The 14,228-nt window shown below is 70.3% G+C and carries 11 protein-coding genes and 1 pseudogene; 7 read left to right on the top strand and 5 right to left on the bottom strand.

Going from position 1 to position 14,228, the window contains the following annotated elements; genetic code table 11:
* Window positions 1-21 precede the first annotated feature (21 nt).
* The 5 genes from E4A48_RS19505 to def all read right to left on the bottom strand — a co-directional run bounded on the left by E4A48_RS19505 (window position 22) and on the right by def (window position 5,754).
* On the bottom strand, window positions 22-1,059 hold the full coding sequence (locus E4A48_RS19505) for a glycosyltransferase (protein ID WP_039006178.1): 1,038 nt from the start codon (window positions 1,057-1,059) through the stop codon (window positions 22-24).
* Window positions 1,060-1,117: 58 nt separating this feature from the next.
* Complete coding sequence (locus E4A48_RS19500; RefSeq protein WP_142743004.1) at window positions 1,118-2,833, bottom strand: ArnT family glycosyltransferase; 1,716 nt, start codon at window positions 2,831-2,833, stop codon at window positions 1,118-1,120.
* Window positions 2,834-2,858: 25 nt separating this feature from the next.
* The gene (gene rsmB / locus E4A48_RS19495) at window positions 2,859-4,190 is read right to left on the bottom strand and encodes a 16S rRNA (cytosine(967)-C(5))-methyltransferase RsmB (protein ID WP_039006180.1); all 1,332 of its coding nucleotides are present in this window, start codon (window positions 4,188-4,190) and stop codon (window positions 2,859-2,861) included.
* 17 nt (window positions 4,191-4,207) lie between these two features.
* Entirely contained in the window at window positions 4,208-5,131 is a 924-nt protein-coding gene (gene fmt / locus E4A48_RS19490) for a methionyl-tRNA formyltransferase (RefSeq protein WP_142743003.1), read from the bottom strand.
* Window positions 5,132-5,241: 110 nt separating this feature from the next.
* On the bottom strand, window positions 5,242-5,754 hold the full coding sequence (gene def, locus E4A48_RS19485) for a peptide deformylase (RefSeq protein WP_039006182.1): 513 nt from the start codon (window positions 5,752-5,754) through the stop codon (window positions 5,242-5,244).
* Window positions 5,755-5,892: 138 nt separating this feature from the next.
* Between def and E4A48_RS19480 the strand changes: the two genes are divergently transcribed.
* From E4A48_RS19480 to E4A48_RS19450, 7 genes and pseudogenes are all read left to right on the top strand, one after another.
* Window positions 5,893-7,029, top strand: a complete 1,137-nt coding sequence (locus E4A48_RS19480; protein WP_039006183.1) for a LysM peptidoglycan-binding domain-containing protein — start codon at window positions 5,893-5,895, stop codon at window positions 7,027-7,029.
* Window positions 7,030-7,141: 112 nt separating this feature from the next.
* Complete coding sequence (dprA, locus tag E4A48_RS19475) at window positions 7,142-8,302, top strand: DNA-processing protein DprA (protein WP_142743002.1); 1,161 nt, start codon at window positions 7,142-7,144, stop codon at window positions 8,300-8,302.
* Window positions 8,303-8,345: 43 nt separating this feature from the next.
* Entirely contained in the window at window positions 8,346-8,819 is a 474-nt protein-coding gene (locus E4A48_RS19470; RefSeq protein ID WP_039006184.1) for a DUF494 family protein, read from the top strand.
* A 23-nt stretch (window positions 8,820-8,842) separates the two neighbouring features.
* Window positions 8,843-9,533 (top strand): annotated as a pseudogene (locus E4A48_RS19465) (pilin).
* Window positions 9,534-9,572: 39 nt separating this feature from the next.
* Window positions 9,573-10,517 (top strand): RDD family protein, encoded by a 945-nt coding sequence (locus E4A48_RS19460; RefSeq protein WP_142743001.1) that lies wholly within the window; start codon window positions 9,573-9,575, stop codon window positions 10,515-10,517.
* Window positions 10,518-10,781: 264 nt separating this feature from the next.
* Window positions 10,782-13,268 carry a DNA topoisomerase I gene (locus E4A48_RS19455; protein ID WP_039006187.1) on the top strand — a complete coding sequence of 829 codons (2,487 nt, stop codon included), beginning with the start codon at window positions 10,782-10,784 and terminating at the stop codon, window positions 13,266-13,268.
* A gap of 340 nt (window positions 13,269-13,608) precedes the next feature.
* On the top strand, window positions 13,609-14,169 hold the full coding sequence (locus E4A48_RS19450) for a Sua5/YciO/YrdC/YwlC family protein (RefSeq protein ID WP_039006188.1): 561 nt from the start codon (window positions 13,609-13,611) through the stop codon (window positions 14,167-14,169).
* The last annotated feature ends 59 nt before the right edge of the window (window positions 14,170-14,228 follow it).

Below are 14,228 nucleotides of genomic sequence, written 5' to 3'. Positions count from 1 at the left end.
GCGATGATCCAAGTACGACCCCTAACCCGACCTGACCTGGACGCGGCCGCTGCCCGCCGGCGCCAACGTGGCCGGCGGCGGCGCATCGCCGAGCAGATCGGCCACCGCCGCCAGCAGGCGCTCGCCGAACTCGCGCTGGCGCGACTCGAAGAACGCACGCGCCGCGGTGCCCAGCGCATCGCACTGCATCGGCGCCAGCGCCAGCGCCTGCGCCATCGCCCGCTCGATCCCGGCCGCGTCGATCCGGTAGCGCACGCCGAAGTTGTCCTCGCGCTCGCCGACCGGATCGATCAGCACACCGCGCTCGGCGCTCACCAGTTCGTTCATCGGCGCGCCGTCGGTGGTGATCACCACCGCGCCGACGCTCAGCGCCTCCATGATGTAGTGGCCGAATCCCTCGACCTCGGACGGACACAAGTGGAAACGGTGCGCGTTCTGCAGCCGGCGCAGCTCGCGCTGGTCCAGATAGCCGGTCAGGTAGTCGATGTTCTCGGCCTCGATCGGGCGCGACTTCTTCGCGCTCTGCACCACCGTCAGCCGCGGCCATTCCGGGTGCCGCGCCCAGGTCTGCAACAGCACCGCGGTACCCTTGGCCGAGCTGCGTCCGGCCACGTGCAGGCAGGCGCGCTCGCGCGGCACCTCCGGGCGGTAGCAATCGTCGCTGCAGAAACCGATGAAGGTGGTGGCCGGACCCTGCGCGGAAAAAAGCTGCTCGGCCTGCCGGGTCTTGCACAAGACCCGCTGGAAACGCGGCAACCAGCGCAGCCACTTGCGGCGGAACCATTCCGGATTGGGCACCAGCACGTTGCGCCGGCCGGCACCCAGGCAGCGCGGATACACCCGTTCCAGGAAGATCTGCAGATCGGCACGGCCGCGCAGCAGGCTGCGCAGCGCCAGGCGCAGTTCGCGCAGGTGGTTGGCGAAGCGCACCGTGCCAAAGCCAAGTACCTCCACCCGATAGCGGCCGCTGCGGCGCAGCACCTCGGCGACCACTTGCAGGTCGCGACTCAGGCCGCCGCCGTTGTCGCGGCTGATCACCCGGATCAGGCGCATCGGCATGCTCGCCCTGCTACGCGCACGGCACCGGCGTTGCGAACGAAGCGGGCGCGACCGCGGCTCACTCGAAGCGGTCCTTGTCCTGCTCACGCAGGCGATCGCGGTCCACCGGGGTGACCGTGCATTGACCGTGCACGGCGGCGGCCGGCACCAGCCACCAGTTGCGGCGGTTGGACACGCCCGCCAGGGTGCTGGCGCGGCGATCGATGCAGCCGAGCATCGCCGCCTCCTGCACCAGCAGCCAGCGCCGCTGCGGCGCCTGCGCCTGCCAGGCCACGCCACGGCGCAACTGCTCGTCCCACGGCACCACGAAACCGAAAGTGGTCGCGGCGCGGTCGGCCATCAGCAGGTTCTGTTCCTTCCAGGCCACCAGGCCCAGTTCCGCGTCCGGCCCGATGCGGCGGCCGGCCGCCTCCATCACCCCGCGTGCGGAGCTGGACGTGTTGATCAGCGGATACACCAGCAGCCCGACCAGCACCCACAGCATGCTCAGCGTGGACACCATCGCCAGTTCCGGACGCCGCCGCGCGAACAGCGCCAGGCTGGCCACGCCCCACAGGCCGAGCGCCAGCAGGATCCAGGCCAGCGCCTGCACGGTCGGCAGATCGACCCCGCGCTGCTCCATCATCTGCGCGCGGAAGCCGTGCCCGGCCAGGATCGCCGCGCCGACCGCGCCCAACGCCAGCGTCACCACCACAGTGAACGCCAGCAACAACCGCTTCACCCCGGCCTTGCGCAGCAACCCCGCGATCAGCGGCGCCATCGCCAGGCACAGCATCGGCAACGCCGGCAGGATGTAGACGTCGCGCTTGCCGGTCGGAATCGAGAAGAACAGCACGATCAACGCCCACCACGCCAACGGCAGCAGATAACGCGGATCGCGCCGGCGCAGGCGCCGCGCCCAGGCCGGGATCGCCCACGGCAGGGCCAGCAGCAGCGGCAGCCACATGCTCGGCATCACCCCGAAGAAATACAGCGGCCCGTGTGGGTGATCCCAGGACCTGGCGTAGCGCCCGGCGGTCTGCCGGAACAGGATGTCGTCGAGGTAGGCGCGGTATTCGGGCTGATGCGCCGATAGCGCCGTGCTCACCATCGGCACCAGCCAGATCGACACCGCGCCCAGGAACGCCAGCGGCCCCAGCCAGAAGCGCGGATCGCGCACACCGATCCTGACCCCGCGCCACTGCGCCAGCGACGCCGCCGCGGCCGGCAGCAGCAGCAGCAGCGCCAGCGCGCCCACGCCCTTGGTGATCGTGCCCAGGCCGGCGGCGAACCAGCCCAGTGCCCACATCCGCCAGTCGGGTCCGCGCAGCACGTGGCGCAACAGGCCGTAATTGGCCAGGGTGATGTAGAACACCACCAGCGGATCGATCTGCGCCTTTTTCGCCTGGTAGGTGAAGTGGAACGCGAACAGCAGCGCATACGCCGCATACATGCCGACCCGACGCGTCCACAGCCGCCGGCCCAGGTCGTAGATGCAGGCCAGTGTGCCCAGCCCGGCCAGCAGCGAGGGCAGCAGGAACGCCACCCGCCAGTTGCCGAACACGGTGTAGAACGAGGCCTGCAGCCACATCAGCATTGGTGGCTTGTCCGAGTACAGCTCGGTGCCGCGGTGCGGGAACAGCCAGTTGCCGCTGTCCACCATCTGCTTGGCGACCAGCGCGAAGCGCGGCTCGTCGGCCGGATGCGGATCGCGCAGGCCCAGGCCAGCGCCGAGCACCAGCAGCGCGAGCAGGGCCAGCAAGCAGAATTCTCGGGACGCGCGGGTCTTCAGCATGGGCCAGGATGATACCGGGGCCACTTCACGCCGTCTTGCGCAACCGCGCATAGAAAAAGCCGTCGCGGTCCTGCTCGCCGGGCAGGCGCTGACGGCCGCCACCGTCCGCGTGGCCGCAGGCGGCGCCCGGGTCGTCGGCCACCGCATCGGCGGTGCGCGCCAGGAATGCCTGCAGCTGGCGCGCGTTCTCGTCCTTGAGCAGCGAACAGGTGGCGTAGACCAGCACCCCGCCCGGCCGCAGCACCTGCCAGCCGGCGTCCAGCAACCGTGCCTGCAGCGCCTGCAGCGCGACCACGTCCTCGCGCCGCCGATGCAGCAGCACGTCTGGCTGGCGGCGCACGATGCCGGTGGCCGAGCACGGCGCGTCGAGCAGCACCGCATCGAACGCCTCGCCGTCCCACCACGCGTCCGGCTGCGCCGCATCGGCGACCTGCAGTTGCGCCTGCGCGCCGGCGCCGGTGCGCTCGAAGGTCTCGCGCACCCGCGCCAGGCGCCGCGCGTCCACGTCCAGCGCGGTCAGGCGCAGCGTCGGGTCGCGCTCGAGCAGATGCGCGGACTTGCCGCCGGGCGCAGCGCAGGCATCCAGCACGCGCGCCCCCGGCGCCGGCGCCAGCACGTCGGCGACCTGCTGCGCCGAACCGTCCTGCACCGACACACAGCCGTCGGCGAAGCCGGGCAAGGCGCTCATCGGCACCGACTCGGCCAGGCGGATCGCATCGGCCAGGTCCGGCACCGTCTGCGCGCCAATGCCGGCGTCAGCCAGCTGTTGCAGATAGGCGTCGCGCGTGCCGCGCTGGCGGTTCACCCGCAGCCACAGCGGCGCCGCCTGCTGGCTGGCGGCGAAGATCGCCTCGGCCTGTTGCGGCCAGTCGGCGTGCAGCGCAGTGCGCAGCCACAGCGGCCAGCCGGCATCGGCGGCCACTTCCGGCAGCCCGTCGCGCAGCGCGCGGCGCAGCAAGGCGTTGACCATGCCGGCCTGGCGCGGCCGGTCCAGCGCGCGCACCGCTTCCACCGTCGCCGACAGCGCCGCGTGCGGCGCCAGGCCGAGCACGTCGAGCTGGGCGAACCCGGCCATCAGCAGCGTGCGCAGTTCGGCATCGCGCTGCGGCAGCTGCTTCTGCAACCACAGCCGCAACGCGGCCTCGTAGGCCGGGCGCCGACGCAGCACCGCGAAGCAGATCGCCTCGACCAGGGCGCGGTCGCGCGGATCGGGCAGCGTCGGCAACGCGGTGGCCAGTTCGGCCTTCAGCGAGCGGCCGCGGTCGATCACCGCGCTCAGCACGCGGGCGGCAACGACACGGGGCGCGACGCCGCGAGGCGGCGCGGCGGCAGGCGGCGCGGCAGGCGTCTGGGTCATCGGCCGGTCGCGCCGGTTCAGCCCAGCACCGGCAGGTCGCGCCGGGCGTTGAGGTAGTCGGCGGCGGTGATCGCCTTGCCGCCTTCGCGCTGCAGCACGCGCAGGCGCAGCGCGCCCTGCCCGCAGGCGATGTCGATGCCCTGCTTGGACGCGGCCAGCACCATCCCCGGCGGCTGCACATGCGCCAGCTCCAGCGCCACCGCGCCGTGGATGCGCACGCGCTCGCCGGCCAGCACCGCCTCGGTGATCGGCCATGGACTGAACGCGCGCACCCGCAGCGCGAGCTGCGCCGCCGGCTGCTGCCAGTCCAGCCGCGCCTGCGCCTTGTCCAGCTTGTGCGCGTAGGTCACGCCAACCTCCGGCTGCGGTTGCGGCACAGGACGGATGCCGGCGCGCAGCAGGCCCAGCCCGTCGGCCAGCACCTGCGCGCCGAGCGCGGCCAGCCGGTCGTGCAGCTGTCCGCCGGTGTCGCTGTCGCCGATCGGGGTGCGCTGCGACATCAGCACCGGGCCGGTGTCCAGGCCGGCTTCCATCTGCATCAGGCATACCCCGGTTTCGCTGTCGCCGGCCTCGATCGCGCGCTGGATCGGCGCGGCGCCGCGCCAGCGCGGCAGCAGCGAGGCGTGCACGTTCCAGCAGCCATGGGTCGGGATCGCCAGCACCGCCTTGGGCAGGATCAGGCCGTAGGCCACCACCACCATCAGGTCCGGCTGCAGCGCGCGCAGGGTCTGCAGCGCCTCCGGCGAACGCAGCGTGTCCGGCTGCAGCACCGCAATGCCGCGCGCGATCGCCTCCAGCTTCACGGGCGACGGGGTCAGCCCGCGGCCACGCCCGGCCGGCCGGTCCGGCTGGGTATAGACCGCGACCACTTCATGGCGCTGCGCGGCCGCGCGCAACGACGGCACGGCGAAGTCCGGCGTACCGGCGAAAACGATTTTCATGGAGGCTGGGAACCGGGAAAAGGGGATGGAGAATGCGCAAGGCGCGGACCCGGAAATGGTACGGGCACCGCACATACGATTCCCGTTTCCCCATTCCCGATTCGCGGCCTTCAGGCCACGTGCTTGCGCGCCTTGGCCAGCTTCTTGCGCACCATCTCGCGCTTGAGCGGCGACAGGTAATCGACGAACAGCTTGCCGTCCAGGTGGTCCATCTCGTGCTGCACGCACACCGCCAACAGGCCGTCCGCGGACAGTTCCTGCGGCCGGCCGTGGCGGTCCAGGTAGCGCACGACGATGGCCTCGGCGCGGGTCACGTCGGCATAGATGCCGGGCACCGACAGACAGCCCTCCTGGTGCACCTGCTCGCCGTCGCGCTGCACGATCTGCGGGTTGATGAACACCTGCGGGGCGTTCTTCTCTTCGCTGACGTCGATGACCATGAAGCGCTGGTGCACGTCCACCTGGCTCGCGGCCAGGCCGATGCCGGGGGCCTCGTACATGGTCTCGAACATGTCGTCGAGCAGGCGCTGGAACGCCGGCGCGGTCACGTCGGCGGGATCGACCTGCAGCGCCTTGGTGCGCAGGCGCGGATCGGGGAATTCGAGGATGGGAAGCAGGGCCATAGCGGTACCCAGATGGGGGCGCCGGAAAATTCGGCAAGACATGACGATTCTACCCCGTTCTGGCGCGGACGCTTGCGCCGCGCCCAGGGTTCTGGACTATAGTGCGCGGACCTGTTGGGGAATCAGGCTCCGCACTCAATGTTCAATCGACTCCGTACGGTCGTCGCCGTGGCGATGCTCACCGTGGCGACCTATGCCGCTTCCGCGAGCATGGCTGCCGAACACCCTGACACCTATGTGGTGCGCAAGGGCGACACGCTGTGGGACATCGCCGGGCGCTTCCTCGGCAAGCCGTGGCTGTGGCCGGAAATCTGGCAGGCCAACCCGCAAGTGCAGAACCCGCATCTGATCTATCCCGGCGACGTGCTCAGCCTGGCCTACCTGGACCGGGTGGCGCGCGCCACGGTCAAGCCCGGCCCGCGCCAGGAAGCACCGATCGACGCGATCCCGCTGTCCGAGGTCGAGCCGTTCCTGAAAAACCTGCGCGTGGCCGACAGCATCGACGGCCTGCCCTACGTGGTCGGCGTCGAGGACAACCAGCTTCGCGCCACCGCCGGGCAACTGGTCTACGCGACCGGGCTGAGCGCGCCGCAGACCGGGCAACGCTACGCGGTGGTACGCCCGACCGTCCGCTACGCGCTGCCCAGGCTCAGCGACGACCTGAACGCCGAGGGCCGCAGCACCCCGGGCACCGGCAATCTGTGGCGGACCTTCCTGCCGCCGGACACCAAGCGCCGCGAGACGCTGGGCTACGAACTGGCCCAGGTCAACGTCGGCACCGTCACCCGCGTCTCCGCCGACGACAGCCAGGCCACCACCCTGCTGCTGCAGGACAGCGCCCGCGAAGTGCGCGCCGGCGATCGCCTGATCGCGGTCCAAGCGCAGCCCTACGACCTGCAGTTCGTTCCGCATCCGCCCTCCGCGCAGGCACTCGAGGCCGGGCTGCGGGTGCTGGCGGTGGCCGACGCGTTCAGCGTCGCCGGCCCGCGCGACGTGATCGCGATCTCCGGCGGCAGCCGCGAAGGCATCGACAACGGCACCGTGGTCTCGCTGTGGCGCCATGGCACCCGGGTCAACGACCGCGTGCAGCGCCCCAACACCTCGCGCGCCGACGACGGCTTCAGCGGCAGCCGCGGCACGGTCGCCCTGCCCGACGAATACGCCGCGCACGCGATGGTGTTCCGCACCTTCGACAAGGTCAGCTACGCGCTGGTGATGGACGGCATCAAGCCGACCCGGATCGGCTACGACGTGAAGCACCCGGACGCACGCTGACCCGCGCACGCGGGCAAGTCCTACCTCCGCAACAGACGGCGCCCGAGGGCGCCGTCTGCGTTTGCGGCCTAGCCTGAGTCTGTTAATCCGAATGGAACAGGCTCCCAGACCGATGTCCGCCCTGCCCGGCCCGCCCCGTCCCGCCGCTGCCTGCGCCGATCCGGCGCTGCTAGCCCTATGCCTGGCCGGCGGCGCCAGCACCCCACGCCGGCGCCTGCTCGACCACTGCGGCAGCCCCGCCGCGGCCCTGGCCGCCGGTGCCGGCGCCTGGCGCGCGGCGGGTCTGGATCCGGCGCAAATCGCAGCGCTGCAGCGGCCCGACCGCGCCGCCGTGGACGCCGCACTGGCCTGGCTGGCGCTGCCGCGCCGGCACCTGCTCGGCTGCCACGATCCGGACTATCCGGCGCTGCTGCTGCGCAGCCCCAACCCGCCGCTGGCGCTGTACCTGGAAGGCGACCCGGAGGCGCTGTGGCATCCGGCGGTGGCGGTGGTCGGCAGCCGCGCGCCCAGTGCCGGTGGCCGCGACAACGCGCAGCGCTTCGCCCAGGCGCTGGCCACGGCCGGGTTCGCGGTGACCAGCGGTATGGCCGCCGGGGTCGATGCCGCCGCACACGCCGCGGCGCTGTCGCGCCAGGACGGGCTCACCGTGGCAGTGGTCGGCACCGGCCCCGATCTGGCCTACCCGCGCCAGCACGCCGCCCTGCGCGAGCGCATCGCCGCACGTGGCGCGGTGGTCAGCGAGCATCCGCCCGGCACCCCGGCGCGACCGGGCCACTTCCCGGCGCGCAACCGGATCATCGCCGGACTGACCCTGGCCACCCTGGTAATCGAGGCCGCCGCCCGCTCCGGCGCGCTGATCACCGCACGCCTGGCGGCCGAAGCCGGGCGCGAGGTGTTCGCGCTGCCCGGCTCGATCCACAACCCGCTGGCGCGTGGCTGCCACCGCCTGATCCGCGACGGTGCCGGACTGGTCGAGAGCGCCGACGAAGTGCTGGCCGGGGTCGCGCCGCTGGCCGCGGAACTGGCCGACGCCTTGCGCGGACGCCTGCACTCACCCACTGAGGGGATGGCCGACGACCCCGGCGCCACGCCATGCTTCCCCGATCCCGACTACCAGCGCTTGTGGCAGGCGCTGGGCCACGACCCCACCTGTATGGATTCCGTGATCTCACGCACCGGATTGACGGCCGCGGCGGCGTCCGCCATGCTGCTGACCATGGAACTGGATGGCTACGTGGCGGTCGAACGAGGTCGTTACACCCGCAAACCCTAGTTTCTTCACCTCCACAGCGTCTAGCGGCGCAGGCCGAGGGGCAATGAAAGAGAGCATTCTGGATGTCCTGCTGTACCTGTTCGAACATTATTTCAGCGAGGATGCGGACCCGGTCCGCGATCGCGACTCCCTCCAGAATGGCTTGATTCAGGCTGGCTTCAGCCCCACCGAAATCAGCAAAGCGTTCGATTGGCTCGATGCCCTGGCCGAGCAGCGGCCGGCCGTGCCGCAGCCGCGCATCGACGGCCCGATCCGCATCTACCACGGCCCGGAGCTGGACAAGCTCGACGTGGAATGCCGCGGCTTCCTGCTGTTCCTGGAACAGCACGGCATCCTCGACAGCGACCAGCGCGAGCTGGTGCTGGACCGGGCAATGGCGCTGGACCAGGACGAACTGGACCTGGACGACCTGAAATGGGTGGTGCTGATGGTGCTGTTCAACCAGCCCGGCGCCGAGGCGGCCTACGCATGGATGGAAACGCAGATGTTCGTCGACGAGCCGGAGCCGGTGCACTGAGGCACTGACGGGCCCATGCACGGATGCACGAGGAACCAACCTTGAGCGCCTGGCACTACGCCGACGCCGCGCGCCACCGGCATGGCCCGCTGAGCACCGCCACCTTGCTGGAACGCCTGCGCGATGGGCTTCTCGAGCGCGACACCCTGGCCTGGCGCGAAGGCCTGCCGGAGTGGCGGCCGCTGCACGCGCTGGCCGACGAACTGGGCCTGCCGACCACGGCCACGCCGCCCCCGCTGCCGCCGCCGGCGAGGGCGACGACCGCTGCCGCCGCGCCCGCCGGCGGCGTCGGCGCGCTCGTCGCGGTCGTGGTCGGCGCGGTGCTGTTGACCATCATCGGCATCCTCGCCGCCATCGCCTTACCCGCCTATCAGGACTACACGCTGCGCGCCAAAGGCCACGCAGGCGATCGGCAGCGTGGCGCTGCTGCAGGCGCAGATCGCCAGCTTCGCCGCGCAGCAGGGGCGCTGCCCAGTGAACGGCGACAGCGGCTTCGGCACCGCACCGGGCTATGCAGGCGAATTCGTCGTGCAGGTGCGCATCGGCCGTTTCGACAACGGCCATTGCGGGCTGGAAGCCACCTTGCACGCGCCCGGCCAGGCCAAGCTGGATGGCAAGGCGCTGTGGCTGGACTACGATGAGCGGACGTCGGCCTGGAAGTGCAGTGCCGAGCTGGAAGACCGCTACCTGCCCGCGCACTGCCGCGGCGGCTGAGCGGAAACGGATTTTCGACCGCAACCCTGGGGAACAGGAATGAGTGAGTGGTACTACGCCGACGCCGCGCAGCAGCGCCATGGACCGATGCCGGCCGAGCAACTACAGCAGCGTTTCCAGCACGGCGAAGTGGACCTGACCACGCTGGTCTGGCGCGACGGCCTCAGCCAATGGCACCCGCTGGCCGATGTCGTCGACGAACTCGGCCTGACCCAGGCGCCTGCGGCAAGTGCGGCGGATGCCGCGGCTGCGGCGCCGCCCGCGGCGGACGCGCAGGCCGTGCCGAGCGCCTGGACCACGCCGGACGCCGCAGCCGCGACGCATTCGCCCTATGCCGCGCCCACCGCTATGCCCGGCGAGGAAGCGCGTTTCGGCGGCGGCGGCGAGGTGGTGCAGGCCGGCTTCTGGAAGCGCACCGCCGCCTACCTGATCGACGGCATGCTGGTCGGCATCGTCTCGCAGGTGATCCAGTTCGTGATCATGCTCGGCTTTTTCGGCTTCAGCGGCCTGGGCAACGGCAGCACCCCGGATTTCAGCAGCGCCGGCGGTATCCTCATGCTGGTGCTGGTGTACCTGGTGCCGCTGGGGATGTCGGCGCTGTACTTCGGCCTGTTCCATGCCTCGACCAAGCAGGCCACGCTGGGCAAGATGGCGATCGGCATCAAGGTGGTGCGTAGCGACGGTAGCCGGATCAGCGTCGGCCGCGGCATCGGCCGCTACTTCGGCTTCCTGCTGAGCAGCCTCACCATCTTCATCGGCTTCCTGATGGCCGCCTTCACCGAGCGCAAGCAGGCCCTGCACGACATGCTCTGCGACACCCTGGTGGTTGACAAATGGGCCTATACCGACCACCCGCAGTGGCAGCAGCACACGCTGGGCACGGTCACCGTGGTGATCCTGTCGCTGTTCGGCGTGCTGATGGTCGGGATCCTGCTGCTGGTGCTCCTGGCGATCGGCGTGGCTGCAAGCGGTAGCTGGCACTGAAGCCGGGACTCGGGACCGGGGACCCGGAGGACGGAAGTCGGTAAAGCCTCGTTAGCTTGAGCATTTTCCGGCGTTGCGGAGCGGCGGCGCTTGACAGCCGGTGCCGGACATGTCCACTAATACGGATAGCCGCAGCTGAACGCCCGGGGTACCTGCCCCGGGCGTCGGCCGCTCTGAACCACCGCAACACTTCACTAACCGGAGCAATTGCGCCACCCTACCGCCCCCAGGGCGCCCGCCCCGCCCATCGAAGCCCAGTCCACCATGTCCAAGCACCTGCTCATCGTCGAATCGCCCGCCAAGGCCAAGACGATCAACAAATACCTCGGCAAGGACTTCCACGTCCTGGCCTCGTATGGGCACGTGCGCGACCTGATCCCGAAAGAAGGCGCGGTGGACCCGGACGACGGCTTCGCGATGCGCTACGCGCTGATCGAGAAGAACGAGAAGCACGTCGAGGCCATCGCCAAGGCCGCCAAGGTCGCCGACGACATCTATCTGGCGACCGACCCGGATCGCGAGGGCGAGGCGATCAGCTGGCACATCGCCGAGATCCTGAAGGAGCGCGGGCTGCTCAAGGACAAGCCGCTGCACCGGGTGGTGTTCACCGAAATCACCCCGCGCGCGATCAAGGAGGCGATGGCCAACCCACGGCAGATCGCCGTGGACCTGGTCGATGCGCAGCAGGCGCGGCGCGCGCTGGACTACCTGGTCGGCTTCAACCTGTCGCCGGTGCTGTGGCGCAAGGTGCAGCGCGGCCTGTCCGCCGGCCGCGTGCAGTCGCCGGCGCTGCGCATGATCGTGGAGCGCGAGGAAGAGATCGAAGCCTTCGTCGCCCGCGAATACTGGAGCATCGGCGCCGACTGCCTGCACCCCTCGCAGCCGTTCGCGGCCAAGCTGGTCAAGCTCGACGGGCAGAAATTCGAACAGTTCACCATCACCGACGGCGACACCGCCGAAGCGGCGCGGATGCGCCTGCAGAAGGCCGCGCAGGGCGCGCTGCACGTCACCGACGTGGCCAGCAAGGAGCGCAAGCGCCGCCCGGCGCCGCCGTTCACCACCTCCACGCTGCAGCAGGAGGCCTCGCGCAAGCTTGGCTTCACCACCAGCCGCACCATGCGCGTGGCGCAGAAGCTGTACGAAGGCGTGACCGTGGGCGACGAAGGCACGGTCGGCCTGATCAGCTACATGCGTACCGACTCGGTGAACCTGTCGCAGGACGCGCTGGCCGAAATCCGCGACGTGATCGCGCGCGACTTCGGCACCGGCGCGTTGCCCGACAAGCCGAACATGTACCAGACCAAGTCCAAGAACGCGCAGGAAGCGCACGAAGCGATCCGTCCGACCGCGGCGCTGCGCACCCCGGCGCAGATGGCCAAGTACCTGGACGACGACGGTCGCCGCCTGTATGAACTGATCTGGAAGCGCGCGGTGGCTTGCCAAATGGTGCCGGCGACGATGAACACCGTCACCGTGGAACTGGCGGCCGGCAACGCGCACAGCTTCCGCGCCAGCGGCACCACGGTGATCGACCCGGGCTTCCTGGCCGTGTACGAGGAAGGCAAGGACCAGAAGGCCGCCGAGGACGAAGACGAAGGCCGCAAGCTGCCGGCGATGAAGCCCGGCGACCGCATCCCGCTCGACCGCATCCATACCGACCAGCATTTCACCGAGCCGCCGCCGCGCTTTTCGGAAGCCTCGCTGGTCAAGACGCTCGAGGAATACGGCATCGGCCGCCCCTCGACCTATGCCTCGATCATCCAGACCCTGCTGTTCCGCAAGTACGTGGAACTGGACGCGCGCCGCTTCCGTCCGTCGGACGTGGGCCGCGCGGTCAGCAAGTTCCTGTCCGGCCACTTCACCCGCTACGTCGACTACGACTTCACCGCCAAGCTGGAAGACGAGCTGGACGCGGTGTCGCGCGGCGAGGAGGAATGGCGGCCGCTGATGGAGAAGTTCTGGGGCCCGTTCAAGGAACTGGTCGAGGAGAAGAAGGAATCGGTGGACCGCTCCGAGGCCACCGGCGCGCGCGAACTCGGCACCGACCCCAAGACCGGCAAGCCGGTCAGCGTGCGGCTGGGCCGGTTCGGGCCGTATGCGGCGATCGGCAGCACCGCCGAGGACGCCGAGGACAAGCCCAAGTTCGCCTCGCTGCGTCCGGGCCAGAGCATGCACACCATCACCCTGGAAGACGCGCTGGAGCTGTTCCTGATGCCGCGCGCGCTGGGCGAGGACAAGGGCGAGGACGTCAGCGTCGGCATCGGCCGCTTCGGCCCGTTCGCCAAGCGCGGCAGCGTCTATGCCTCGCTGAAGAAGGAAGACGACCCGTACACCATCGACCTGGCGCGTGCGGTGTTCCTGATCGAAGAGAAGGAAGAGATCGCGCGCAACCGCATCATCAAGGAATACCCCGGCAGCGACATCCAGGTGCTCAACGGCCGCTTCGGCCCGTACATCAGCGACGGCAAGCTCAACGGCAAGATCCCCAAGGACCGCGAGCCGGCCACGCTGACCCTGGAAGAAGTGCAGAAGCTGCTGGAAGAGACCGGCAAGCCGGCACGGCGCGGCTTCGGCGCCAAGAAGGCCGCAGCGAAGAAGGAAGCGACGCCGAAGAAGAGCGCAGCCAAGAAGGCCGCGGCCGACGCGCCGGCCAAGCCCGCGGCGAAGAAGGCGGTCAAGAAGGTAGCGAAGAAGACCGCGAAGAAAGCGGCCAAGAAAGTGGTCAAGAAGGCCGCGACCAAGTCGGCTTGATCCACCGCCGCTGCTGCGGATGCGACATCCACAGCGGCGGCGGCGGATGGCCTGGATCGCCATCCATCGCGGCACGCGATGCGATCGCGCTTGCCGCGATCGAGTTACACCGCGCCATTCGGCAGCGCCGCCGCGCAGACTGGAAGAACCGCAGCCGCCGCAAGCTGCGCACCCGCCACATCGCCTCGCAGCGCCCGCGTCGCCCGCCCGCCCGCCCGCCAGAAATCGAACCGAAATCGGCAGGACAGCGCGCATCGCGCTTGCCAATGCCCAATCCCAAATCCCGACTCCCCGCCCCCAGCCATTGCCTCACAGCAATCGCCTGCCGCATCATCCACGCATGCCCGATCTGTCGCTCAGCCAAGCCGTCGCCATCCTGCAGCAAGGCGGTGTCATCGCCTATCCCACCGAGGCGGTCTGGGGCCTGGGCTGCGATCCGTACGACCAGGCGGCGGTGACGCGCCTGCTGCAGATCAAGCAGCGACCGGTGGAGAAAGGCTTGATCGTGGTCGCCGCCGAACTGGAGCCGCTGCGCCCGCTGCTCGAGCTGTCGGCGCTGCCGCCAGCGCGCCTGGCCGCGGTGCTGGCCAGCTGGCCCGGCGCGCATACCTGGGTGCTGCCGGCCGCGGCGCAGGCGCCATCCTGGATTACCGGCGCACACCGCGGCATCGCGGTGCGGATCAGCGCGCATCCGCTGGTGGCCGCGCTGTGCCGCGCCTGGGGCGGCGCGCTGGTCTCGACCAGCGCCAACCGCGGCGGCGAGCCGCCGGCGCGGCAGCGCGGCGAACTGGATCCGCACCTGCTGGCTGCGCTCGACGGCATGGTCGATGGGCAGACCGGCGGCCTGGCCCAGCCCACCCCGATCCGCGATGCGGTCAGCGGCGAGATCCTGCGCGCCTGAGCGCGTTGCCGATCCCCGACCGGCCCGGCTTTCCCTGGCCGGCGAAGGCGCGCAAGATG

Origin of the sequence: Xanthomonas translucens pv. cerealis (assembly GCF_006838285.1) — a bacterium.
GTDB lineage: Bacteria > Pseudomonadota > Gammaproteobacteria > Xanthomonadales > Xanthomonadaceae > Xanthomonas_A > Xanthomonas_A cerealis.
Note: the sequence above shows the minus strand (reverse complement) of the source record. Positions and strands in the feature narration are given on the sequence as shown.

Coding starts and splice junctions, on each gene's coding strand:
- E4A48_RS19450 (WP_039006188.1), top strand. CDS start 13,609: ATGCCCGATCTGTCGCTCAGCCAAGCCGTCGCCATCCTGCAGCAAGGC.
- def (WP_039006182.1), bottom strand. CDS start 5,754: ATGGCCCTGCTTCCCATCCTCGAATTCCCCGATCCGCGCCTGCGCACC.
- E4A48_RS19455 (WP_039006187.1), top strand. CDS start 10,782: ATGTCCAAGCACCTGCTCATCGTCGAATCGCCCGCCAAGGCCAAGACG.
- E4A48_RS19460 (WP_142743001.1), top strand. CDS start 9,573: ATGAGTGAGTGGTACTACGCCGACGCCGCGCAGCAGCGCCATGGACCG.
- dprA (WP_142743002.1), top strand. CDS start 7,142: ATGTCCGCCCTGCCCGGCCCGCCCCGTCCCGCCGCTGCCTGCGCCGAT.
- E4A48_RS19470 (WP_039006184.1), top strand. CDS start 8,346: ATGAAAGAGAGCATTCTGGATGTCCTGCTGTACCTGTTCGAACATTAT.
- E4A48_RS19505 (WP_039006178.1), bottom strand. CDS start 1,059: ATGCCGATGCGCCTGATCCGGGTGATCAGCCGCGACAACGGCGGCGGC.
- E4A48_RS19480 (WP_039006183.1), top strand. CDS start 5,893: ATGTTCAATCGACTCCGTACGGTCGTCGCCGTGGCGATGCTCACCGTG.
- E4A48_RS19500 (WP_142743004.1), bottom strand. CDS start 2,833: ATGCTGAAGACCCGCGCGTCCCGAGAATTCTGCTTGCTGGCCCTGCTC.
- rsmB (WP_039006180.1), bottom strand. CDS start 4,190: ATGACCCAGACGCCTGCCGCGCCGCCTGCCGCCGCGCCGCCTCGCGGC.
- fmt (WP_142743003.1), bottom strand. CDS start 5,131: ATGAAAATCGTTTTCGCCGGTACGCCGGACTTCGCCGTGCCGTCGTTG.